This window comes from Mycobacterium sp. NGS45 (assembly GCF_059812645.1).
Window position 1 is genome coordinate 165557 of sequence record NZ_JCALDB010000007.1, and the last position, 23101, is coordinate 188657.

A 23101-nucleotide genomic window follows, 5' to 3' on the forward strand; every position below is an offset into this window, starting at 1 on the left:
GTGCCCGCTGGCACCATGGTCTGATGGCCCCGCTCACCGATCCGCTGGCGCGCTTCTCGGCGCTGACCCGGGATTGGTTCAGCGGTACCTTCCCGGCGCCCACCCCGGCGCAGCAGCAGGCCTGGGACACCATCGCCGACGGGCACAACACGCTGGTCATCGCCCCGACCGGCTCGGGTAAGACGCTCGCGGCGTTCCTGTGGGCCATCGACCAGCTCGCCCGCCGCGGCTCCGACGACGACGCCGCCCGCCGCGGCACCCGGGTGCTCTACATCTCCCCGCTCAAGGCGCTCGGCGTCGACGTCGAACGCAACCTGCGCACCCCGCTGACCGGTATCTCCCGGATCGCCGAACGCAATGGGCAGACCCCGCCGGCGATCAGCGTCGGCGTGCGTTCCGGGGACACCCCGCCGCAACGCCGACGGGAACTGATCGCCAAGCCACCGGACATCCTGATCACCACACCCGAGTCGCTGTTCCTGATGCTCACCTCGGCCGCCCGCGAGACGTTGACCGAGGTGCAAACCGTGATCGTCGACGAGGTGCACGCCGTGGCCGGCACCAAACGCGGCGCGCATCTGGCGCTGTCGCTGGAACGTCTGGACGCGCTGCTCGCCCAGCCCGCGCAGCGGATCGGGTTGTCGGCCACGGTGCGCCCACCCGAGGAGGTGGCCCGGTTCCTGTCCGGGCAGGCGCCGACCCGGATCGTCGCGCCGCCGGCGGCCAAGACCTTCGAATTGCGGGTCGAGGTCCCGGTACCGGACATGAGCACGCTGGATGCCGGCTCGATCTGGCCCGACGTCGAAGAGCGCATCGTCGACCTGATCGAAACGCATCGCTCCTCGATCGTGTTCGCCAACTCCCGGCGGTTGGCCGAGCGGCTCACGGCGCGGCTCAACGAGATTCACGCCGAACGGCAAGGCATCGAACTGGGCGGGCACAACCCGAAGGTGGCCGGCGGCGCGCCGGCGCAGCTGCTGGGCAGCGGCCAAACCTACGGCGCCGAACCGGTACTGGCCCGCGCACATCACGGCTCGGTGTCCAAGGAAGCCCGCGCCGACGTCGAGGATGCGCTCAAGAGCGGCCAGCTCAAAGCCGTCGTCGCCACCTCCAGCCTGGAACTCGGAATCGACATGGGTGCAGTCGATTTGGTGATCCAGGTGGAAGCCCCACCGTCGGTGGCCAGCGGCCTGCAACGAATCGGCCGGGCCGGGCACCAGGTCGGTGAGATCAGCCAGGGGGTGCTGTTCCCGAAGCATCGCACCGACCTGATCGACTGCGCGGTCAGCGTGCAGCGGATGCGCGCCGGCGAGATTGAAACCATGCGGGTGCCGGCCAATCCGCTCGACGTGCTGGCCCAGCACACGGTGGCGGCGTGCGCGTCCGAACCCCTCGATGCGCAACGCTGGTTCGACATCGTGCGCCGGGCGGCACCGTTCGCAACGCTGCCGGCCAGCGCGTTCGAGGCCACCTTGGATCTGTTGTCCGGCAAGTACCCCTCGACGGATTTCGCCGAGTTGCGGCCCCGCATCGTGTATGACCGCGACGCCGGCGTGCTGACCGGCCGCCCCGGCGCGCAGCGACTCGCCGTCACCTCCGGTGGCGCGATCCCGGACCGGGGACTGTTCACGGTCTACCTGGCCGCCACCGCGGACACCGAAAAACCGGCGCGGGTCGGCGAACTCGACGAGGAAATGGTGTACGAGTCGCGGCCCGGCGACGTCATCTCACTGGGCGCGACCAGCTGGCGGATCACCGAGATCACCCACGATCGGGTGCTGGTGATGCCGGCGCCGGGCGAACCCGCCCGGCTGCCGTTCTGGCGCGGCGACGGGGTGGGCCGCCCGGTCGAGTTGGGTGCCGCGATCGGGGCGTTCACCGGTGAGCTGGCCGCCCTGGACCGCGCCACCTTCGATGCCCACTGCGCCGAACTGGGTTTGGCGTCCTACGCCGGCGACAACCTGTGGCAGTTGCTCGACGAGCAACGCAACGCCACCGGCACCGTGCCGTCGGATTCCACGCTGGTGGTGGAACGGTTCCGCGACGAACTCGGCGATTGGCGAGTGGTGCTGCACTCCCCCTACGGGCTGCGGGTGCACGGTCCGCTGGCGCTGGCGGTCGGCAAACGGCTCTACGAGCGGTACGGCATCGACGAGAAACCGACCGCCTCGGACTCCGGGATCGTGGTGCGGCTGCCTGACACCGGCGTCGAAACTGCGCCCGGCGCAGACCTGTTCGTCTTCGAACCCGATGAGATCGAACCCGTGGTGACCGCTGAGGTGGGCGGTTCGGCGCTGTTCGCGTCCCGGTTCCGGGAGTGCGCGGCCCGGGCGCTGCTGCTGCCCCGCCGGCACCCCGGCAAGCGGTCCCCGCTGTGGCATCAACGGCAGCGCGCGGCCCAGCTGCTCGACGTCGCGCGGCGCTACCCGGACTTCCCGATCGTGCTGGAAGCCGTGCGGGAATGCCTACAAGACGTCTACGACGTGCCCGCGCTCACCGACCTGATGGCCGGTGTCGCCGCGCGCCGGGTGCGGGTGTTGGAGGTCGAGACCCCCAGCCCGTCACCGTTCGCGGCGTCGCTGATGTTCGGCTACGTCGGGGCGTTCATGTACGAGGGCGACAGCCCCCTGGCCGAACGCCGCGCTGCCGCACTGGCTTTGGATCCCACACTGCTGGCCGAACTGCTCGGCCGGATCGAACTGCGCGAGCTGCTCGACGCCGACGTCAGCATCGCCACCCACCGCCAGTTGCAGCACCTGTCCGAGGACCGCAAGGCCCGCGACGCCGAAGGGGTGGCCGACCTGCTGCGCCGGCTCGGCCCGCTCACCGAGGACGAGATCGTCGAGCGGGCCGAGGTGGCCGACGTCGGGGGCTGGCTGCACGGGCTGCACACCGCCAAACGCGTGATGCCCCTCAGCTACGCCGGGCACACCTGGTGGGCCGTGGTCGAGGACATCGGCCGGCTGCGCGACGGTGTCGGGGTCGCCGTGCCGGTCGGGGTACCGGCCGCGCTGTTGGAACCGGTGTTAGACCCGCTGGGCGAACTGTTGGGCAGGTATGCGCGCACCCGAGGACCGTTCAGCACCGCGTCCGCCGCCGCCCGGTTCGGTTTGGGCCTGCGGGTCTGCGCCGACGTGCTCGGCCGACTTGCCCTGGACGGCAAGCTGATCCGGGGTGAGTTCACCGAGGACGACGTCGGTGAGCAGTGGTGTGACGCCGAGGTGCTGCGGATCCTGCGCCGACGCTCGCTGGCTGCGTTGCGGGCCCAGATCGAGCCGGTGTCGACGACGGCGCTGGCCCGGTTCCTGCCGGCCTGGCAGCAGCTGGGCGCCGAGGCGACCTCCGGGATCGACGGGCTGGCCGCGGTGATCGACCAGTTGGCCGGGGTGCCGCTGCCGGCTTCGGCGGTCGAGCCGCTGATCTTCGGTCAGCGGGTCCGCGACTATCAGCCCGGCATGCTCGACGAACTGCTGGCCTCCGGCGAGGTGTTGTGGTCGGGTGCCGGCGAGCTGGCCGGCAGCGACGGCTGGGTGGCCTTCCATCCCGCCGACACCGCGCCGCTGACCTTGACCGCACCCACACAGTTGGACCTGAACCTGGCCCAGCACGGCATCTTGGACGCGCTGGCCGGCGGCGGTGCGTATTTCTTCCGCCAGTTCGACGTCCCCGGTGTGCCCGAGAACGAACTCAAAGATGCTCTGTGGCAATTGATCTGGTCCGGTTACATCACCGGCGACACGTTCGCGCCGGTGCGGGCCCGGCTGCTCGGGGAACCCCGCTCGGGTCGACGCAGCTCGACCGCGCATCGGCAGCGCCGGGCACCGCGGATGAGCCGCTACCACGTGGCCAACCCGCAGCTGCGCAGTACCGACGCCCGGGTGTCGGGCCGGTGGTCGGCGCTGCCGGCGCCGGAGCCGGACTCCACGGTGCGGGCGCACTTCACCGCCGATCTGCTGCTTGGTCGGCACGGCGTGCTGACCAAGGGAGCAGTGGCAGCCGAGAACGTGCCCGGCGGGTTCGCGACGCTGTACAAGGTGCTCAAGACGATGGAAGAGGCCGGACGCTGTCAGCGCGGCTATTTCATCGAATCGCTGGGCGGGGCGCAGTTCGCCACCGCGGCCACCGTGGACCGGCTGCGCAGTTTCGCCGACGGCGTCGACGGCCGCACCCGCGACGGAGTGGCCGTGGCGCTGGCCGCCACCGACCCGGCCAACCCGTACGGCGCCGCGTTGAGTTGGCCCACCCGATCCGAGGACAGCGAGACCGCGCACCGGCCCGGCCGCAAAGCCGGCGCGCTGGTGGCGCTGGTCGACGGTGAGCTGGCGTTCTTCGTCGAACGCGGCGGACGCTCACTGCTGTCCTTCAGCGCCGACCCGCAGGTGCACGACGCGGCCGCTCGCGCGCTGGCCGAACTGGTCACCACCCGGCGGGTGGATGCGCTGGTGATCGAACGCATCGACGGCGTGCCGGTGCTGGCTGACTGGGACGCCGCAGTCGCGCAGGCCGTGATCGCCGCCGGGTTCGCCCGCACACCGCGCGGACTGCGGCTGCGCTGATGCCCGAGGGCGACACCGTCTACCGCACCGCCGAGAAGTTGCGCCAGGCGTTGACCGGCAAGACCCTGACCCGCTGCGATGTCCGGGTGCCGCAGTACGCCACCGTCGACCTGAGCGGCCAACGCGTCGATGAGGTGCTCAGCCGCGGTAAGCATCTGTTCATCCGGGTCGGTGCGGCCAGCATCCACTCGCATCTGAAGATGGACGGCAGTTGGCAGACCGGCCGGGTGCGGGCGGCCGCCCACCAGATCCGGATCATTCTGGAGACCGCCGATTCCCGCGCCGTCGGCGTCGACCTCGGGGTGCTGGAGGTCCTGCCCCGCGCAGGCGACCAGGACGTCGTCGCGCAGCTGGGGCCAGATCTGCTGGGGGCTGATTGGTCCGCGGAGACCGCCGCGGCCAACCTCGTGGCCGAGCCGTCGCGCGCGTTGGCCGAGGCGTTGCTGGATCAGCGGGTGCTGGCTGGGGTGGGCAACGTGTACGCCAACGAGCTGTGCTTCCTGTTCGGCCTGCGACCCACCTCAGCGGTAGCCGAACTGCCCGATCCGCACCGGCTGGTCACCCGGGCCCAACAGATGTTGTGGGCCAACCGATTACGGGTGCAGCGGGTCACCACCGGTGATACCCGCCGCGGTCGTGAGCTGTGGGTGTACGGGCGGGCCGGTCTGCCGTGCCGGCGCTGCGGGACGTTGATCGTCACCGACCGCGACGCCGACCGGGTGCAGTACTGGTGCCCGGCCTGTCAGCGCTGACTTAGACCGTGCAGTCCACGCCGGCGACGTTGTTGGCGATCACGCAGGCCGACGGGTTCGACAGCTTCCAGGTGCCGTCCTGGTTCACCCAGTAGATGTTGTGCGTCTTGGTGCCGAACAACGGAATCGACACCGCCAGTTGGGCGTCCAGCTGATCGCCGTTGACCACCGGGTTCTGCACCTGCCAGTTCACCATGCCGCCGTAGGTGTTCAGCCGGTTGGCGATGTTGTCGGCGGTCGGCACGGCGGCCTGACCACCGGCCAGCTTGGCGGCGCGGTCGGCGGCCGGCACGCCGGTGTCGAGCACGTACCGTAGCTCGGAGGTCAGCTGATCGGCGCTGGGCACTGCGGGTTCGGCCCAGGCCATCCCCGCCCCGCTCAACGCACCCGCAGCCAATACCGTCATCGCCGCCACTGCAGCCCGCATCAACGCTTCCTTCCAAGAATGGTCTCGACCCTCGCACACCTCAGCACACCGATTTGCTGACGGCAAGACCTACGTCCGGCGCCGAGGGTGCGGCGCCGGTCGTGGTCAGCGGTTCGGCAGCGCGAGCCGGACGATCTTGCGCACCACCGAGGCGAACTGCTTGTGCAGCGGGCCGGTGTTGTACGGGATGCCGTAGCGCCGGCAAATCTCCTGGACCTCATCGGAGATCTCGGCGTAGCGGTGCGCAGGCAGATCCGGGAACAAGTGGTGTTCAATCTGGAAGCTCAGGTTGCCGCTGAGGATGTGGAACAGCTTGCCGCCGGCCAGGTTCGCCGATCCCAAGATCTGCCGGAAGTACCACTGGCCGCGGGTCTCGGCCTTGGTCTCCTCGATCGAGAACTCCTGGGTGCCCTCGGGGAAATGTCCGCAGAAGATGATCATGAACGCCCACACGTTGCGCATCAGGTTCGCGGTCAGGTTACCGGCGAACACCAGCGGCGCGAACGGCCCGGCCAGAAGCGGAAACGCCACGTAGTCCTTCAGCGTCTGCTTCTTGGTCTTGGCCCAGATCTCTTTGAGCACTTCGCGTTTATCGCTGACGCTGATCTCACCGGCGCGGATGCGTTCGGTTTCCAGTTCGTGCAGCGCCACACCGTACTGGAACAACACCATCAGCAGGAAGGCGTACACCGGGTTGCCCAGGAAGTACGGACTCCACTTCTGGTCCTTGCTCATCCGCAGGATGCCGTAGCCGATGTCGCGGTCCATGTCGACGATGTTGGTGTAGGTGTGGTGCATGTAGTTGTGTGAATGCCGCCAGTGATCGGCCGGGGCCGCGGTGTCCCATTCGAAGCTGCGGCCGGACAGGTTGGGGTCACCCATCCAGTCGTACTGGCCGTGCATCACGTTGTGCCCGATCTCCATGTTGTCGATGATCTTGCTCAACCCGAGCATGGCGGTGCCGGCCAGCCAGAACGGCGGGAAGATGCTGGCGAACAGCATTGCGCGGCCGCCGATCTCGAGGCCGCGCTGGGCCTTGACCATCCGGCGGATGTAGTTGGCGTCGCGCTCACCGAGGTCGGCGATGACCCGGTCGCGGATCGCCTCGAGCTCGCGGCCGAACGCTTCGACCTGCTCGGGAGTCAGCCGGACGACGGTGTCGCCGACCCGCTTCTCCAGCGTGCGCTGCTGCGGGTCGTCGGCGATCGGGGTGTCGATGGTCTGGATGTCAGTGGGGTCGATGGCAGCGATAGTCATGGTGAGTCTCCTTGTCTAGAGCGCGATGTCGACGTCGCCGACGGCGGCCGAAACGCAGATCTGGATGTCCTCGTCGGCGCAGGTCGAGATCGCGCCGGTGATCAGGTTGCGCACCGCGCCGCTGGGCTTGCGGCGAGTGCAGCTGTGGCAGATGCCCATTCGGCATCCGCTTTCGGGGTTCAGTCCGGCGGCCTCGGCCTGCTCGAGCAGCGAGCGGCCGTCGTCGACGACGGTGACGTCGCTCTCGGAGAAGCGGACCTGGCCGCCCTCGGGCACGTCGGGCACGGTGAACACCGGGGGCACGAAGCTTTCCGAGCGGGCCTGCGGGTGCACCGTGCGCACCGCGTCGACCAGGGCCGACGGCCCGCACACGTAGACCGCGTCGGGCTCGGTCAGCGCCCGGTCCAGATGTTCGGCGCTGACGTGGCCGACCAGGTCGCCGTCGTCGCTGCGGGTGTAGCCGTGCAGCACCCGCACGTCGGGCAGGGCGGCCAGCTCGGCGGCGTAGCAGGTGTCCTCTGGCCCGCGCGAGTAGTGCACGAATGCGACCTCACCGGTGAATCCCTTCGCGCGCAGAGTGCGCACCATGGACAGCACCGGGGTGATGCCGCTGCCGCCGGAGACGAACAGCACCCGGCGCGCGGTGTCGTCGAGGGTGAAGTCGCCAGCCGGGGCGCCCAGGCCCACCACCATGCCCAGCTTCGCCCGTTGGTACAGGTGGGTGGAGACCAGACCGCCGTCGTGGCGACCGATGGTCAGTTCGATGTCCCGGGAGCCTTCGGCGTTGGCCGGTGAATAGCACCGGGTGTACCGCCGGCCGTCGATCTCGACGATGACGGTGATGTGCTGCCCGGCCCGAAACTGGGAGCACATCTGTTCTCCCAGGGCGTTGGGGCGCAGGGTGAGCGTGACGCTGCGCGAGGTCTGGCGCCGCACGCTGACCACGGTGGCCCGGGCTTCGCGGCTGGTCCAGGCACGATCGACCAGCTCAGTGTAGGTATCCACACCGTGCGGCCCGGTCAGAATGCTCATCAGCGGCGACCGCAGCACGCGGTCTCGCAGCCGGAGCGGAGAAGTTTGAGTGAACATATGTACACCGTGAGCTCTGCGGGGTGGGTGCGTCAACGGGTTGTGGTAGGTTTCACATTCAGTGAACAGTCGTACTCCCAGTTCGCGGTCGTCGTCTCGGTCGAGCCGATCGCGGGATTCGCGTGCCCGGGACACGGTGTCGCGGATCGAACGTAAGGAGGCCACCCGGCGCGCAATCGTGGACGCTGCGCTCACGCTGCTGGCCGAGGACAGCTTCTCGGCGCTGAGCCTGCGCGAGGTGACCCGCAAAGCCGGGATCGCGCCGACCGCGTTCTACCGGCACTTCGATTCGATGGAGTCGCTGGGCCTGGTGCTGATCGACGAGTCGTTTCGGGCCCTGCGCGACATGCTGCGCGGCGCCCGGGCCGGCAAGCTGGACCCGTCGCGGGTGATCGAGTCGTCGGTCGACATCCTGATCACCGGCGTCAACGAGCGCCGCGAGCACTGGCGGTTCATCGCCCGCGAGCGCAACAGCGGGGTGGCGGTGCTGCGCTATGCGATTCGCACCGAGATCCGGCTGCTGACCTCCGAGCTGGCCATCGACCTGGCGCGGTTCCCTGACTTGGCGGGCTGGAGCAGCGAGGATCTCAACATCGTCGCGACGTTGTTCGTCAACGCGATGATCTCGACGGCCGAGGCCATCGAGGACGCCGGTGATGCCACCGCGCTGGAGGAGATTCGGCGCATTGCGATCAAGCAGCTGCGGATGATCACCGTGGGCGTGGTGAACTGGCGCTCGGAGAGCTGATCCTCAGCCCAACCTCCGCCGGCTGACGAACACCCGGGGCCGGCCGGTCAGCGGGTCGGTGAACTCCAGACTGTGCGCCAGCAACTGTAGCGGCGTCGAGAAGTCGTCGGCGGCGACGTCGAGCACGTCCGGATAGAGCGGGTCGTTCGCGATGGGCAGTCCCAGCGCATTCATCTGGACCCGCAGCTGATGCGTCCGTCCGGTGCGCGGCATCAGCCGGTACAGCCCGTCGCCGAGATACTCGATGTGGGTCTCGGCGTTCGGCTCGCCGGGCTCCTCGTAGGCCTGTAACTTGCTGCGGTCCTTGATGATCCGGCTGCGCACGGTCATCGGGAAGTGCAGCTGTGAGTCCTCGGCGGCGCGCGCCAGGTACACCTTGCTCACCTGCCCGCGCGCAAACAACGTCTGGTATGCCCCACGCACCTCGGGGCGGGTCGTGAACAGCAGCACGCCGGCGGTCAGCCGGTCCAGGCGGTGCGCCGGACTCAGTTCCGGCAGAGCCAGTTCACGACGCAACCGCACCAGCGCGGTCTGCGCTACGTGCCGCCCGCGCGGCATGGTGGCCAGGAAGTGCGGTTTGTCCACCACCACGATGTCGTCGTCGCGATGCAGCACCGGGATGTCGAACGGCACCTCGACTTCGTCGGGCAGCTCCCGATAGAGGTAGACGTGCGCGCCGGCGGGCAGCTCCGTCGTGGCGTCGACCACGCTGCCGTCTTCGCAGAACACCTCACCGGCACTGACTTTGGCGGCCGCCTCGGGCCCGAACCGGCGTTCCAGCTCGGCGCGCACCGGTCCGCCGTGCAGACGGACCCGGGCGGCACTCACCCCGTCCCGATCCGGCAGCGGCGGGGGTCGTCGACGCCGGCCCATCGGTCAGAAGGTGAGGACCAGGCGGCCGCGCACCCCGCCGGCTTCGAGTCGGCGATGCGCTTCGGCGGCGTCGGCGGCCGGCAAGGTGTCGGCGACCCGCAGCGTGAGCTCGCCGGCCTCGACCTGTCGGCACAGCCGATCCAGCTTGGCCTGGTTCTGCGTGTATTCGGTGACGAAGATCGGGTGCCACTGGATGCCCCGTTCGTCGGGACCGGTGTAGCCGCGGACCGTCACGATCCCGCCGCCGTCCCGCACCGCGGGGATGACCTCGTCATCCTGCACGGAACCGTCCGCCAGGCCGTCCACACCGTCCGGGACGACGGCCCGAATCCGTTCGGCGACATCGGAACCGCGGCGCACGACGACGTCGGCGCCCAGGCTGGTGACCAAATCTTCGTCGGCTTCCGAGGCGTCGGCGATCACCCGCAACCCGTCGGCCTTGGCCAGTTCGATGACGTAACCGCCGAACGCCCCGGCCGCGCCGGTGACCGCCACCGTCGCACCCGCAGGCAAGGCCAACTTGTCCAGCGCCAGCCGCGCGGTCAGCGCGTTCATCGGCAGCGTGCAGGCAGCGACGTGATCGGAGTTGGCCGGTGCGCTGGCCACGGATCCTGCTGGAACAACCAGATATTCGACGTAGGCGCCCTTCATGTCGGCCGGGCTGGCCACGGCCACCACCCGGTCCCCGACCCGCAGTTCAGTGTCGGTGCCGGGCCCGATCTCATCGACCACGCCGGCGGCGTCCCAGCCGACGATCCACGGCGGGTCGGGGAACTCGAACTCCGGGTTGAGTTGCAGGATCATGTCCCGGATCTGGCCGGATCGGCTCACGGTGTCTGACGGACTGACCGCTGCCGCATGTACTTTCACGCGTATCTGTCCGGGACCGGCATGTGGTTCGTCCACCTCGATCTCGCGCAGCACCTCCGGACCGCCGAACTCGGTGAAACCGATCACGCGGATCCTGACACCTCCAATTCAATTCAGCGGCACGGGTTCCAGGATTTGTGCCCGTGCTTCGGGCGCGGCTTGTCGCAGCGCATCGGCGGACTCGTCGTCGGGTTGAGCTTGGGAGAGCACCTCGGCCTCCACCCGCGCAACGTAGGTGGCTACTTCGCGTTCGACGTCGTCGTCGCTCCAGCCCAGGATCGGCGCCACCACCTCGGCGACCTCGCGCGCGCAATCCACACCGCGGTGCGGGTATTCGATGGAGATCCGCATCCGCCGCGCCAGGATGTCCTCGAGGTGCAGTGCCCCCTCGGCGGCGGCCGCATACGCTGCCTCCACCCGCAGGTAGACCGGGGCTTCGGCGATCGGCTCGAGCAGATCGGGACGGCCGGTGGCCAGCGCCAGCACGTCGTCGATCAGTGCGCCGTAGCGGTCGAGCAGATGCCGAATCCGGTACGGGTGCAGGCCATGTCGGGCACCCACGTGCTCGGTCTGGTTGATCAGCGCGAAGTAACCGTCGGCGCCGAGCAGCGGCACCTTGTCGGTGATCGACGGTGCCACTCGAGCCGGAATATACTGTGCTGCAGCATCTATCGCGTCAGCGGCCATCACCCGGTAGGTGGTGTACTTGCCACCGGCGATCGCGACCAGGCCCGGAGCCGGTGAGGCCACAGCGTGTTCGCGTGACAGCTTGGAGGTTTCCTCGCTTTCGCCGGCCAGTAGCGGCCGCAGGCCCGCGTACACGCCGTCGATGTCGTCGTGGGTCAGCGGCGTGGCCAGCACCTCGTTGACCCGGTCCAGGATGTAGTCGATGTCGGCCTTGGTGGCGGCCGGGTGGGCCAGGTCAAGGTTCCAGTCGGTATCGGTGGTGCCGATGATCCAGTGTGTGCCCCAGGGGATTACGAACAGCACCGACTTCTCGGTGCGCAGGATGATCGCCACCTCGGACACGATGCGGTCCCGCGGCACCACCACGTGCACGCCCTTGGATGCCCGGACCCGGAACCTGCCGCGCTGCTTGGACAACGCCTGGATCTCGTCGGTCCATACCCCGGTCGCGTTGACCACGACGTGGCCGTGCACCTCGGTGACGGTGCCGTCCTCGGAGTCCCGGATGCGCACGCCGATCACCCGGTCACCTTCCCGCAGCAGCGCAACCACCTGCGTCGAGATCCGGACCACCGCGCCGTAGTGCGCCGCGGTGCGGGCGACGGTCATGGTGTGCCGGGCGTCGTCGACCACGGTGTCGTAGTAGCGGATACCGCCGATCAGCGAGCTGCGCTTCAGCCCGGGTGCCAGCCGCAATGCTCCCGACTTGGTCAGATGCCGTTGCGCGGGAACCGATTTGGCTCCGCCGAGCTGGTCGTAGAGGAAGATCCCGGCGGCGACGTAAGGCCGCTCCCACCACCGGTTGGTGAGTGGGAACAGAAATGGCAGCGGTTTGACCAGATGCGGCGCGAGCGTGGTGAGCGAGAGCTCGCGCTCATGCAATGCTTCGCGCACCAGGCCGAATTCCAGTTGTTCGAGGTAACGCAGGCCGCCGTGGAACATCTTCGACGATCGGCTGGATGTGCCCGAGGCGAAGTCGCGGGCTTCTACCAGCGCGACCTTCAAGCCGCGGGTGGCGGCGTCCAGGGCTGCCCCGGCTCCCACCACTCCGCCGCCGATGACCACGACGTCGTACTGTTCGGCGCCCAACCGTTCCCACGCGCGGGCGCGCTGAGCGGGGTCCAACGTCGAATTCGTAGCTGGGTCCACGCATGCTCCCTGTCACTCGGCAGTCCCGCCCAGGCTACGTGCTCGAGGCGCCGCGCACGCGACGCTCGGCACTTGAACCGCCGTGACCGTGCACTGGCATGCAGCTGCGGGTGGGCCAACTGCCTCTACGCGGACGCTGACGAGGGCCCGGCGGGCCGCGCGGCGATCACTGGGGCGGCCGTGGCAGGCAATCGAGGGTGGCGGCGGCGTGGCAGTGGCAGTGGCAGTGGCAGTGGCAGTGGCAGTCACACATACCACAGGAGACACTTTGGCCACTGCGCCGGAGCACATACCCGCCTGTCTCAGCTCTGAGCGACTTCTCAGCGACAACCTCATGGTGAGGGACTTCTCAGCGACAGTCTCAGCCTGGGCGACGAAGCTTCCAGCTACGCGAGTCGCTCAGAGGCGGGCAACTCGGCCCGTACTTTCCCCACGGCTGACACTGCCCACCCTCCGCCGGCGCAAACCAATCAAAAGTCGCTCAAAGGCGGGCAACTCGGCTTGTACTTTCCGCACGGCTGACACTGCCCACCCTCCGCCGGCGCAAACCGATCAAAAGTCGCTCAGAGGCGGGCAACTCGGCCCGTACTTTCCCCACGGCTGACACTGCCCACCCTCCGCCGGCGCAAACCAATCAAAAGTCGCTCAAAGGCGGGCAACTCGGCCCGTACTTTCCCCACGGCTGACACTGCCCACCCTCCGCCGGCGCAAACCAATCAAAAGTCGCTCAAAGGCGGGCAACTCGGCCCGTACTTTCCCCACGGAAATCCCGCAGCGCCAGCTCATTCCAGGGACTTCGCGCAGGCCGCCAGGATGGACCGGAAGCTCGACCGGAAAAGTCGGGCCGTCACGGCTTCGGTCAGCTTGCCGCCGGCGCGGCGAGGGATGCTGTAGGCCGTGACCCACTCGACGTCGGTGCCGTCGTCGCTGGGCGTAAGCCGGACCGTGCCACCCTCGTGCCTGCCCGGCGGTAGGGATCGAACCACCAGGTAGGAGTAGCTCTTCGGAGCGTCGTGGGCCGTGATCACCTCGCGCAGCCACGCTCCCAACACCAGGACCTCGCGTATCGCGCCGACCTCCGGTCCGGAGCCACCTTTGGCCCAGTTCGCTCTGAGGAACAGCGGGGCCGAGGTCAGGTTGGCCGTGTCGGTCAACCAGTCGAACACCAGCTCCGGCGGCGCCGCGATGGTGCGCTTGACCTGCAGAAAAACCATGTTGACCCCTTACCCCCCTCAAGGCTGGATTCTAACCACCGCACGGTCTCCCGCACTGCATTCAGATAGCGCTGGGGTAGCGACTTCGGGCCCGAACACCTACCTGACTACTAACTGAACGTGTTCAGCGCCCAGTGCCCTAATCCAGATCGTCGTGGGCCATCAACCGCCGGGCCGCCTCGACGATCGACCCGGACAGCGACGGGTACACCGACAGCGTCTGCGCCAGGTCGGTCACGGTGATCCGGTTCTGCACGGCCAATGCGATCGGCAGGATCAGCTCCGAAGCAATCGGCGCCACCACCACGCCGCCGATCACCACACCGGTGGCCGGCCGGCAGAAGATCTTGACGAAGCCGTGCCGGATCAGCGACATCTTCGCTCGGGCATTCGTACTCAACGGCAGCATCAAGGTGCGGGCCGGCACGCTGCCGTCGTCGATCGCGCTCTGCGGTATGCCGACCGCGCCGATCTCGGGCCGGGTGAACGTCGCCGAGGCCACGGTGCGCAGCCGGATCGGCGAGACCCCCTCGCCCAGCGCGTGATACATCGCGATCCGGCCCTGCATGGCCGCCACCGACGCCAGCGGGAACAGCCCGGTGCAGTCCCCGGCCGCGTACACCCCGGCCGCGGGCGTGCGGGAAACCCGGTCCACCGGGATGTAGCCGCCCGGATTCAACTCGACGCCGACCCGCTCCAACCCCAGCCCCTCCGTGTTGGGCACCGACCCGATACTCATCAGCGCGTGGCTGCCGTCGACCACCCGCCCGTCGGTCAGCTGCACCCGGATGCCGGTCTCGGTGCGCAGCACCGAATCCGCGCGCGCGTTCTTCACCAGCGTGACACCGCGTTCGGCGAACACCTGCTCGAGCGCCGCGGCCGCGTCGGGGTCCTCGTGCGGCAGGATCTGGTCGCGGCTGGCGACCACGGTGACCGGCACCCCGAGTTCGGTGTAGGCGTTGCAGAATTCGGCGCCGGTCACGCCGGAACCGACGATCACCAACCGTTCCGGCAGTTCATCGAGTTCGTAGAGCTGGCGCCAGGTCAGGATCCGTTCGCCGTCGGGCACCGCGTTGGGCAGCACCCGCGGGCTGGCACCGGTGGCGATCAGCACGACGTCGGCCTTGAGCACACCGACCCGACCCTCCGGCGTGACGACCCGGACCCGGTGGTGCGCCATGCCGGGGACGTCGTCGACCAGCTCGCCGCGCCCGCCGATGATGCTCACGCCTTGATTGAGCAGCTGGGTGGCGATGTCGGCGGACTGTGATGCAGCCAACGTCTTGGCCCGGTTGTTGATCTGCGGCAGCGAGATCTGCGCCGTGTCGATCGGGATGGCAAAGCCCATGCCTTCGGCGCGGCGCAACTCAGTCCGCACCCCGGTCGAGGCGATGAACGTCTTGGACGGCACGCAGTCATACAGCACCGCCGCGCCGCCGATACCGTCCGAGTCGACCACCGTGACCTGCGCTTTTTCCGGCCCGAACCCGGCAGCCACCAGTGCCGCCTCATAACCGGCCGGCCCGCCGCCGATGATCACGATGCGCGTCAACACGGCTTCAACCTAGGCCACCGGCGGGCCCGTCGTCGTACGGAAGGGCGCACCGACCCGACGAATCCAGGTAACCGCCTTGTCGGCCCACCCTTGCCTGGCCGGTCTAAGCTTTCTAGCCGTGCCGATCTATGCCGCCTACGGGTCGAACATGCATCCCGAGCAGATGCTGGAACGTGCCCCGCACTCCCCGATGGCGGGCACCGGCTGGCTGCATGGCTGGCGGCTGACCTTCGGCGGCGAGGACATCGGCTGGGAAGGTGCGCTGGCCACCGTCGTGCAGGATCCCGACTCCCGGGTGTTCGTCGTGCTCTACGACATGACCCGCGAGGACGAGGCCAACCTGGACCGCTGGGAAGGCTCGGAGCTGGGCATCCACAAGAAGATCCGGTGCCGGGTGCATCGGGAGTCCTCGGACACCACCACCGATCCGGTGCTGGCCTGGCTGTACGTGGTCGACGCCTGGGAGGGCGGCATCCCGTCGGCGCGCTACCTCGGTGTGATGGCCGAGGCCGCCGAGATCGCCGGTGCGCCGGCCAGCTACGTGCACGACCTACGCACCCGGCCGTCCCGCAACATCGGCCCTGGCACCAGCTCGCACTGACCGGCGCACCGGATCTAGACCGCGGCGCTTTGGTCCACGATGTTGGCCAGCACCCGCACACCGACTGCCAGCGCGCGTTCGTCGAGATCGAAGTTGGGCTGATGCAGATCCAGCTGCGGCCCGTCCCCGCTCCACACGCCCAGCCGCGCCATCGCGCCCGGCACCTCCTCCAGGTACCAGGAGAAGTCCTCGCCACCACCGGATTGCCGGGTGTCGGCCAGCACGTCCGGCCCCAGCGACTCGATCGCATGCATCAGGACCCGAGTCGAGACTTCCTCGTTGACCACCGGCGGCACCCCGCGCCGATAATGTAGGGAATGCTCGACCCCCAGCGGTGCCAATAACGACGAAACCGACTCGGCCACAAGATTTTCCAGCTCCAGCCAGGTGTCCCGGCTGGCGGTGCGCACGGTCCCGGCCAAGGTGCCGCTCTGCGGAATCGCGTTGGCGGCCACCCCGGCGTTCACCGCACCCCAGACCATCACGGTGCCGTGCCGCGGGTCGATGCGCCGCGACAGCACCCCGGGCAGCCCGGTGATCAGCGTGCCCAGCGCGTAGACCAGGTCGCCGGTCAGATGCGGGCGCGAGGTGTGCCCGCCCGGCGAGGACAAGGTGATCTCGACCGAGTCGGCGGCCGAGGTGATCGGCCCGAGCGTCGTCGCGACCCGTCCAACCGCCAGCCGCGGATCGCAATGCAGCGCGAAGATCCGCGACACCCCGTTGAGCACGCCGGCCGCGATCGCGTCGATCGCACCGCCGGGCATCAGTTCCTCGGCGGCCTGGAAGATCAGCCGCACCCCGACCGGCAGGTCGGGCGCCGCGGCCAGCGACAGCGCGGTGCCCAGCAGGATCGCGGTGTGCGCATCGTGCCCGCAGGCGTGCGCCACGCCCGGCACCGTCGAGGCATACGGCGCCCCGGTGCGTTCGGGCATCGGCAACGCGTCCATGTCGGCGCGCAGCGCGATCCGCTGCCGATGCTCGGGCCCGATGTCGCAGATCAACCCGGTGCCGCCGGGCAGCACCTTGGGATTGAGCCCGGCATCGACCAGCCGCTCGCAGACGAACTGCGTGGTGGCGAACTCCTGGCGGCTCAACTCGGGGTGCCGATGGATGTGCCGGCGCCATTCGATCAGGTCGTCGACGTGCGTGGACAACCAGGATTCGGCGAGGTCGGCGACGCTCATGCCGCGCACCCCGGCCGCATCGTCGCCTGGCCGGCGCACCCGCGCGTCGACGCCGGCGCGACGACGGGACATGCGGGAACGGGAACGTTGGCCATCAAAGCAGTATCGCACCGCGCCGATAAGCTGCTTTCCCGTGACTGCCGATCCCGCCCAGCTGGCCGCCGAGGCGGCAGCCGTCATCGCCGAACGCACCGGCGTGCCCCACCACGACGTCGCGGTGGTGTTGGGCTCGGGTTGGGCGCCGGCCGCCGACGCGCTCGGCGCCCCGAGCGCGAGCATCCCGATGGCCGAGCTGCCCGGGTTCGTGCACCCCAGTGCGGCCGGACACCGCGGCGAGGTGCGCTCACTGAACCTGGCCGGTAAGCATCTGCTGGTGCTGCTCGGCCGCAACCACGCCTACGAGGGGTACGACCTGGGCGTCGTCGTGCATCCGGTGCGCACCGCGTGCGCCGCGGGTGCGACGACGGTGGTGCTCACCAACGCGGCTGGCGGTCTGCGCGACGAGTACCCGGTGGGCCAGCCGGTGTTGATCGCCGACCACCTGAACTTGACCGCCCGCTCCCCCTTGGTCGGCGCGCAGTTCGTCGATCTGGTCGACGCCTACTCACCGCGGCTGCGCGCGCTGGCCCGCGAGATCGAGCCCGCCCTGACCGAAGGCGTCTACGCCGGGTTGCCCGGGCCGCACTACGAGACCCCGGCCGAGATCCGGATGTTGCGCACCCTGGGCGCGGACCTGGTCGGCATGTCGACGGTGCACGAGACCATCGCCGCGCGCGCTGCGGGCGCCGACGTGCTGGCGTTCTCACTGGTGACCAACCTGGCCGCGGGGATGACCGGTGAGCCGTTGTCGCACGCCGAGGTGCTGGCGGCCGGCCGTCAGTCGGCGACCGCGATGGGCGCCCTGCTCGGCGCGGTGATCGCTCGGCTCTGACGACGTCGTTCGGCGGCCACGAAACCACGCGCCAGCAACGGCGCCCCGAACAGCCTCACCAGGATCCGCAGCACCTGCGCCGCCACGATGAACGTGACATCGCACCCGGTTTCCACCGCCGCCAGCAACACCGCGTACACCCCGCCCGGGCTGGTGGCCAGGTATCCCTCCAGCGCGGTCTTGCCGGTGACGTGCGCCAGCAGCACCCCCAGCCCGGCAGTGCCGACGGTCAGCAGGGCGATCAAGCCGATCGCGCCGGGCAGCGCACGGCCGACCGCGCGCAACGCCGCGCGGGTGAACGCCAGGCCTGCCTGCCAGCCGATCAGCGCATAACCCAGTTGCACCACCAGGTCGGGCACGGCGAGCCCGTGCGCGGTCCCGGACAGCTCCAACCCGACGGTCAGCGCCAGCGGGCCCAGCAGGCCACCGCCGGGCAGCCGGGTCACCCGGTCCACCAGGATCCCGGCCAGCGTCACCGCAGCCAACAGGGCCAGGTTGGAATACCAAGGCAGCGAAGGGTTTTCGACGTCGATCGGGGCGGCGGATGCCGGATCCGGCGTAAACGCCAGGTACACCACCAGCGGCATGGTGCTGGTCACCAGCCCGACCCGGAGGTACTGCACCACGGCAACCACCCGGTCGTCGCCGTCGAGCTCGCGAGCGATCGCCACCAGACCCGAGGCTCCTCCGGCGACCATCGCCAGGGCACCGGTCAGCGGTGTGATCCCGCGATAGCACCCCAGCAGCGCGCCCATGCCGACGCTGAGCACCAGGGTGGCCACCGTCACGGTCGACACGATCAGCCAGTGCGGCCCCAGCGCGGCAAGCGATTCCGGGCTGACCATCGTCCCGGTGTAGACGCCGAGCACCCCCTGCGCGGCCAGGCCCGCACGGCGCGGCAGCCCGGCAGGTGCCCGGCCGGCCACCGCCAGCACGGTGCCGACCACCAAGGCAGCAAACAACGCCGCTGCCGGCACCGTGAGCAGCGTCAGCCCGGCGGTTGCCCCTGCGGTGAGCACAGCGAGCAGCGCCCACCGCAGAGCGGTCCGCACCAGTAGGTCCTCCGATCTTTTCGATCGGAAGTAATACCTTCATTTCGCTCTGGGTAAAACGGGTAATATCTCGGCGATTACTAAGGTATAACTTTGCAATGGGGGTAGATCCAGCAGCAACTGAGCTCCGCGAATCCGTGATGGCACTGGCCCGCCAGATGCGCGCACATCGATCCGAAGATGGCTTGACGCTGTCGCAGCGGCAGATTCTCGGCGAGATCAGCCGGGCCGGCACGATTCATCCCGCCGAGATCGGCGCCCGGATGCGCGTGCGCGCCCAGTCGCTGACCGAGCCGATCAACGTGCTGGTCCAGCGGGGCCTGGTGATCCGCCGGTCCGATCTCAGCGACAAGCGACGCCAGGTGCTGCGGTTGACCGAGGCCGGTGCCGAGTTGCTGGCCCAGGACCGCGCGGAACGGGACGCCTGGTTGAACGCCACCATGCGAGAGCACCTGTCCGACTTGGAGATCAGCCTGCTGATGCTGGTGGCCCCGGTCCTGCGCAAGCTGGCCGATGCCGAACCGGCACAATCGCAGGCATGCTGACGTTCGGTACCGCAGGTCTGCGCGGGCCCCTGCAAGAGGGCCCGGACGGGATGAACGTCGAGACGGTCAGCGCCGGGACGTGGGCGGTGACTCAGGTGCTCACCGCACGCGCCGCACGGGCCGACGACGGCGCCGCCGGTGACGGCGACCGCGACGGCAAGGGCACCGTCGTGGTGGGCCGCGACGCCCGGCACCACTCCGCCGAATTCGCCCTGGTGACCGCTGAAGTCTTTGCTGCCCAGGGCTTTTCGGTGGTACTGCTGCCCGACCCGCTACCGACTCCGGTGCTGGCGTTCGCGGTGCGCGACCTGCAGGCCGCCGCCGGGGTGCAGATCACCGCATCACACAACCCGGCCACCGACAACGGGTACAAGGTGTACTTCGTCGGCGGCATCCAGATCATCTCCCCCATCGACCGCGAGATCGAAGCCCAGCTGCGCAATGCGCCACCGGCACACCAGATTCCGCGCCGGCCGGTGGAGCCGGTGGGCACCGAGATCGTCGACCGCTACCTGCACCGGGTGGCCGGGTTGGCCGGCCGTGCGCACCCGTCGGTGCGGGTCGCCCTGACGCCCTTGCACGGTGTCGGCGGCGAGTGCGCGGTGCAGGCACTGCACCGCGCCGGGATCACCGACGTGCACGTCGTGCGTACGCAGTTCGAGCCCGACCCCGACTTCCCCACCGTGGCCTTCCCCAACCCGGAGGAGCCCGGGGCCTGCGATGCGCTGCTGGCGTTGGCCGCCGAGGTGGACGCCGACGTCGCCGTCGCGCTGGATCCCGACGCCGACCGGTGCGCGGTCGGGGTGCCGGACACCGACGGCTGGCGCATGCTCTCCGGCGACGAAACTGGTTGGCTGCTCGGCGATTTCCTGCTTTCTCGGCTCGACCCCTACGACGCGCGTGCCAGCACCGTGGCGAGCACCGTGGTCTCCTCGCGGATGCTGGCCGCGATCGCCGCGCACTACGGCGCCCAGCACGTCGAGACGCTGACCGGCTTCAAATGGCTGGCCCGCGCCGACCAGAGCACCCCGGGCGCCACGCTGCGCTACGCCTACGAAGAGGCGATCGGGCATTGCGTCGACCCGGTTGCGGTGCGCGACAAGGACGGCATCAGCGCCGCCGTGCTGGTGTGCGACCTGCTGGCAACGCTGAAGGTCCGCGGCGCTTCGGTGTCCGCGGCGCTGGACGGATTGTTCCGCCGGCACGGTGTGCACCAGACGTCGGCGCTGTCGCTGCGGGTCGGTGATGCCGCCCCGGCGATGGCCGCGCTGCGCGCGGACCCACCCACCCGGTTGGCCGACGCCGCGGTCTCAGTGACCGATCTGCTGGACCGGGAAAACCGCGACCGCACCGACGCGCTGATCTGGACCGGGACCGTCGACGCCGAGACGGTGCGGTTGGTGGTGCGCCCGTCGGGCACCGAACCCAAACTCAAGTTCTACCTGGAGGTCGCCACCGCGCCCTGCCCCGATCTGCCAGCTGCCCGGGCCCGCGTGCATGCCCGGCACACGCACCTGGCCGCGGCCGCCCGCCGGATCGGCGAGCAGCTGCTGGCTCGCACCTGATCAGCGCGGCCCGAACTGGCGGTCGCCGGCGTCGCCGAGGCCCGGCACGATGAACGCGACCTCGTTGAGCCCGTCGTCGATGGACGCGGTGAACAACCGCACATCCGGGGTCGCGGCGTCCACAGCCGCCACGCCCTGCGGGGCGGCCACCACGCACAGCAGGGTGATGTCGTCGGCGCCGCGCGCGGTCAGCAGGCCCAGCGTGTGCACCATCGACCCGCCGGTGGCCAGCATCGGGTCCAGCACCATCACCGGGCGGCCGCGCAGGTCGGCCGGCAGCGACTCAAGATACGGCGTGGGCCGATGTGTGGTCTCGTCGCGGGCCATCCCGACGAAACCGACCTGGGCCTCCGGGATCAGCGCATGCGCCTGCTCGACCATGCCCAGCCCGGCGCGCAGCACCGGTACCAGCAGCGGCGGTGCCGCCAGCCGGCTGCCGACGGTGTCGGTGATCGGGGTGCGCACCGCCACCGGTTCACTGCGGGCGTCCCGGGTGGCCTCGTAGACCAGCATCAGGGTCAGGTCGCGCAGCGCGGCCCGGAAACCGGCGTTGCTGGTGCGCTCGTCGCGCAGAATGGTCAGTCGCGCAGCGGCCAGCGGGTGATCGACGACGCGCACATCCATAGCCGACGACCCTACTGGCGGGGCCGGCCGGCGGGAAGAACACGCGCTCCCGGTGACGGGGCTGCTCACCGCTGAGGTCGACGTCGTTATTCTGTGCCGCATGGCTGCTGACCTCGTCCCGATCCGCCTCGGCCTGCCCGACGGCGACCTGTACACCCTCTGGGCCCCGCGCTGGGTCGAAGGCGGTGACGAGTGGGAGGGCTTCCTGGGCCTCGATGAGGACCTGTACGCCTTCAAGGAGGTCGCCGAGTTGGTGGCGTTCGTGCGCAGCGGCGCGGAGAACGACCTGTCGGATCACCCGGCCTGGGCGGCGCTGACCGAGGCCAACGCGCACCGGTTCACCCCGGCCGACGAGTACCGGTTCGACCTGGTCGCGGTCGAGGACCTGTTGGCCGAGAAGCCGACCGACGAGGCGCTGCAGGGGCTGTCCGGCGCCATGGCGGTGGCGTCGTCGATCGGGTCGGTGTGCGAGCTGCCCAAGGTGACCCGGTTCTTCAACGGCAACCCGACGCTGTCGGCGGTCAACAACGGCGTCGAGGAGTTCGCCGGCAAGGCCGGGCTCAAGCGCTGGAAGAACATCGCCGCGATCGTCGGGCGCAACTGGGACAGCGTGCTGGAGTCGGTCACCGAGATCATCACCACCCCCGACGTCGACGAGAAGCTGGTCAAGACCGCGACCGCCGAGCTCGACGAGCCGGCCCCGGAGATCGAGGAAGAAGAGCTGCCGGCCGTCGCCGATCCGCTGGGCGCCGACTCCGACGACGACTCCGACGACGACTCCGAGGACGCCGGCGCCGACGAGGACGCCACCTTGACCGCTGTCGCGGTGGACCGGGTGCTCGGCGCCGACAAGGACTTCTGGCTCGAGGTCGGCATCGACCCGATCCAGATCCTTTCCGGCGCAGGCTCGTTCTTCACGCTGCGCTGCTACTTCGACGAGCGGCCGATCTTCCTGGGTCGCAACGGCCGGATCAGCGTGTTCGGTTCCGAGCGCTCGCTGGCGCGCTACCTCGCCGACGAGCACGACCACGACCTGTCCGATCTGAGCACCTACGACGACATCCGCACTGCGGCCACCGACGGTTCACTGGACGTCGAGGTCACCGACGACAACGTCTACGTGCTGACCGGTTTGGCCGACGACATCGCCGACGGTCCAGAAGCCGTCGACCGCGATCAGTTGGAGTTGGTCGTCGAGTTGTTGCGTGACATCGGCGACTACTCCGAGGAAGACACCGTCGACAAGGCGCTGGCCGCCGACGCGCCGCTGGGCAAGTTCGTCGGGTATCTGCTCGACGGGTCCGGCAAGAAGCCGGCCGCGCCGCACGCGAACGCGGTCAAGGCGTTCGAGGACCTCGAGCGGTTCGTGGAGTCCCGGCTGCGCCGCGAATAGTTCTGCACCGCGCGGCCGTGCGGCGGCGG

18 protein-coding genes and 1 pseudogene are annotated in these 23101 nt (G+C 69.4%); 8 read left to right on the plus strand and 11 right to left on the minus strand.

The annotated features are described in order from the left end of the window. Window positions 1–23 precede the first annotated feature (23 nt). Both AC5Y3P_RS08915 and nei2 read left to right on the plus strand, forming a co-directional pair. A complete protein-coding gene (locus AC5Y3P_RS08915) occupies window positions 24–4556 on the plus strand; it encodes an ATP-dependent helicase (protein WP_500045539.1) in 4533 nt (1510 codons plus the stop codon). Beyond that, window positions 4556–5308 carry an endonuclease VIII Nei2 gene (gene nei2, locus AC5Y3P_RS08920; RefSeq protein WP_500045540.1) on the plus strand — a complete coding sequence of 251 codons (753 nt, stop codon included), beginning with the start codon at window positions 4556–4558 and terminating at the stop codon, window positions 5306–5308. Before AC5Y3P_RS08915 ends, nei2 begins: the two co-directional genes overlap by 1 nt. A 1-nt stretch (window position 5309) precedes the next feature. Here the strand turns inward: nei2 and AC5Y3P_RS08925 are convergent, their stop codons facing one another. The 3 genes from AC5Y3P_RS08925 to AC5Y3P_RS08935 form a co-directional block, all read right to left on the minus strand. After that, the gene (locus tag AC5Y3P_RS08925; RefSeq protein ID WP_500045541.1) at window positions 5310–5735 is read right to left on the minus strand and encodes an MTB12 C-terminal domain-containing protein; all 426 of its coding nucleotides are present in this window, start codon (window positions 5733–5735) and stop codon (window positions 5310–5312) included. 105 nt (window positions 5736–5840) lie between these two features. Further along, entirely contained in the window at window positions 5841–6992 is a 1152-nt protein-coding gene (locus AC5Y3P_RS08930; RefSeq protein WP_500045542.1) for a fatty acid desaturase family protein, read from the minus strand. Window positions 6993–7007: 15 nt separating this feature from the next. Then, window positions 7008–8081, minus strand: a complete 1074-nt coding sequence (locus tag AC5Y3P_RS08935; protein ID WP_500045543.1) for a flavin reductase family protein — start codon at window positions 8079–8081, stop codon at window positions 7008–7010. A gap of 61 nt (window positions 8082–8142) precedes the next feature. Here AC5Y3P_RS08935 and AC5Y3P_RS08940 point away from each other — a divergent pair, with 61 nt between their 5' ends. After that, window positions 8143–8829 (plus strand): TetR family transcriptional regulator, encoded by a 687-nt coding sequence (locus tag AC5Y3P_RS08940; RefSeq protein ID WP_500045544.1) that lies wholly within the window; start codon window positions 8143–8145, stop codon window positions 8827–8829. A 3-nt stretch (window positions 8830–8832) separates the two neighbouring features. On the opposite strand, the gene AC5Y3P_RS08945 is transcribed toward AC5Y3P_RS08940, so the two are convergent. The 5 genes from AC5Y3P_RS08945 to AC5Y3P_RS08965 all read right to left on the minus strand — a co-directional run bounded on the left by AC5Y3P_RS08945 (window position 8833) and on the right by AC5Y3P_RS08965 (window position 15177). Further along, the gene (locus tag AC5Y3P_RS08945) at window positions 8833–9702 is read right to left on the minus strand and encodes a pseudouridine synthase (RefSeq protein WP_500045545.1); all 870 of its coding nucleotides are present in this window, start codon (window positions 9700–9702) and stop codon (window positions 8833–8835) included. Between the two features lie 3 nt (window positions 9703–9705). After that, entirely contained in the window at window positions 9706–10665 is a 960-nt protein-coding gene (locus AC5Y3P_RS08950; protein ID WP_500045572.1) for an NADP-dependent oxidoreductase, read from the minus strand. A 15-nt stretch (window positions 10666–10680) separates the two neighbouring features. Then, entirely contained in the window at window positions 10681–12408 is a 1728-nt protein-coding gene (locus AC5Y3P_RS08955; protein ID WP_500045546.1) for a glycerol-3-phosphate dehydrogenase/oxidase, read from the minus strand. Window positions 12409–13190: 782 nt separating this feature from the next. Further along, a complete protein-coding gene (locus AC5Y3P_RS08960; protein ID WP_500045547.1) occupies window positions 13191–13622 on the minus strand; it encodes an SRPBCC family protein in 432 nt (143 codons plus the stop codon). A 139-nt stretch (window positions 13623–13761) separates the two neighbouring features. Continuing rightward, the gene (locus AC5Y3P_RS08965; RefSeq protein ID WP_500045548.1) at window positions 13762–15177 is read right to left on the minus strand and encodes an NAD(P)H-quinone dehydrogenase; all 1416 of its coding nucleotides are present in this window, start codon (window positions 15175–15177) and stop codon (window positions 13762–13764) included. Window positions 15178–15295: 118 nt separating this feature from the next. On the opposite strand from AC5Y3P_RS08965, the gene AC5Y3P_RS08970 reads away from it, so the two are divergent. Beyond that, a complete protein-coding gene (locus AC5Y3P_RS08970) occupies window positions 15296–15778 on the plus strand; it encodes a gamma-glutamylcyclotransferase family protein (RefSeq protein ID WP_500045549.1) in 483 nt (160 codons plus the stop codon). A 14-nt stretch (window positions 15779–15792) separates the two neighbouring features. On the opposite strand, the gene AC5Y3P_RS08975 is transcribed toward AC5Y3P_RS08970, so the two are convergent. Beyond that, window positions 15793–16962 carry a M20 family metallopeptidase gene (locus AC5Y3P_RS08975; protein ID WP_500045573.1) on the minus strand — a complete coding sequence of 390 codons (1170 nt, stop codon included), beginning with the start codon at window positions 16960–16962 and terminating at the stop codon, window positions 15793–15795. Between the two features lie 133 nt (window positions 16963–17095). Here AC5Y3P_RS08975 and AC5Y3P_RS08980 point away from each other — a divergent pair, with 133 nt between their 5' ends. Further along, window positions 17096–17893: a purine-nucleoside phosphorylase gene (locus AC5Y3P_RS08980; protein ID WP_500045550.1), complete on the plus strand. Its 798-nt coding sequence runs from the start codon at window positions 17096–17098 to the stop codon at window positions 17891–17893. On the opposite strand, the gene AC5Y3P_RS08985 is transcribed toward AC5Y3P_RS08980, so the two are convergent. Continuing rightward, window positions 17839–18945 (minus strand): AbrB family transcriptional regulator, encoded by a 1107-nt coding sequence (locus AC5Y3P_RS08985; protein WP_500045551.1) that lies wholly within the window; start codon window positions 18943–18945, stop codon window positions 17839–17841. The genes AC5Y3P_RS08980 and AC5Y3P_RS08985 overlap by 55 nt on opposite strands. A 140-nt stretch (window positions 18946–19085) precedes the next feature. Between AC5Y3P_RS08985 and AC5Y3P_RS08990 the strand changes: the two are divergent. Next, window positions 19086–19466 (plus strand): annotated as a pseudogene (locus AC5Y3P_RS08990) (MarR family winged helix-turn-helix transcriptional regulator); the annotation flags it as partial. Beyond that, a complete protein-coding gene (locus tag AC5Y3P_RS08995; protein WP_500045574.1) occupies window positions 19370–21055 on the plus strand; it encodes a phospho-sugar mutase in 1686 nt (561 codons plus the stop codon). The pseudogene AC5Y3P_RS08990 and the gene AC5Y3P_RS08995, both read left to right, overlap by 97 nt. Here AC5Y3P_RS08995 and upp read toward each other — a convergent pair whose 3' ends face one another. After that, the gene (upp, locus tag AC5Y3P_RS09000; RefSeq protein ID WP_500045552.1) at window positions 21056–21679 is read right to left on the minus strand and encodes a uracil phosphoribosyltransferase; all 624 of its coding nucleotides are present in this window, start codon (window positions 21677–21679) and stop codon (window positions 21056–21058) included. A 100-nt stretch (window positions 21680–21779) separates the two neighbouring features. On the opposite strand from upp, the gene AC5Y3P_RS09005 reads away from it, so the two are divergent. Then, window positions 21780–23072 (plus strand): SatS C-terminal domain-containing protein, encoded by a 1293-nt coding sequence (locus tag AC5Y3P_RS09005; protein ID WP_500045553.1) that lies wholly within the window; start codon window positions 21780–21782, stop codon window positions 23070–23072. The last annotated feature ends 29 nt before the right edge of the window (window positions 23073–23101 follow it).

What these genes read in the sequence shown, in the direction of transcription:
- AC5Y3P_RS08935 (WP_500045543.1), bottom strand. Translation starts at nt 8,081, where the DNA reads ATGTTCACTCAAACTTCTCCGCTCCGGCTGCGAGACCGCGTGCTGCGG.
- AC5Y3P_RS08945 (WP_500045545.1), bottom strand. Translation starts at nt 9,702, where the DNA reads ATGGGCCGGCGTCGACGACCCCCGCCGCTGCCGGATCGGGACGGGGTG.
- AC5Y3P_RS08930 (WP_500045542.1), bottom strand. Translation starts at nt 6,992, where the DNA reads ATGACTATCGCTGCCATCGACCCCACTGACATCCAGACCATCGACACC.
- nei2 (WP_500045540.1), top strand. Translation starts at nt 4,556, where the DNA reads ATGCCCGAGGGCGACACCGTCTACCGCACCGCCGAGAAGTTGCGCCAG.
- AC5Y3P_RS08960 (WP_500045547.1), bottom strand. Translation starts at nt 13,622, where the DNA reads ATGGTTTTTCTGCAGGTCAAGCGCACCATCGCGGCGCCGCCGGAGCTG.
- AC5Y3P_RS08915 (WP_500045539.1), top strand. Translation starts at nt 24, where the DNA reads ATGGCCCCGCTCACCGATCCGCTGGCGCGCTTCTCGGCGCTGACCCGG.
- upp (WP_500045552.1), bottom strand. Translation starts at nt 21,679, where the DNA reads ATGGATGTGCGCGTCGTCGATCACCCGCTGGCCGCTGCGCGACTGACC.
- AC5Y3P_RS09005 (WP_500045553.1), top strand. Translation starts at nt 21,780, where the DNA reads ATGGCTGCTGACCTCGTCCCGATCCGCCTCGGCCTGCCCGACGGCGAC.
- AC5Y3P_RS08925 (WP_500045541.1), bottom strand. Translation starts at nt 5,735, where the DNA reads ATGCGGGCTGCAGTGGCGGCGATGACGGTATTGGCTGCGGGTGCGTTG.
- AC5Y3P_RS08975 (WP_500045573.1), bottom strand. Translation starts at nt 16,962, where the DNA reads ATGAGCGTCGCCGACCTCGCCGAATCCTGGTTGTCCACGCACGTCGAC.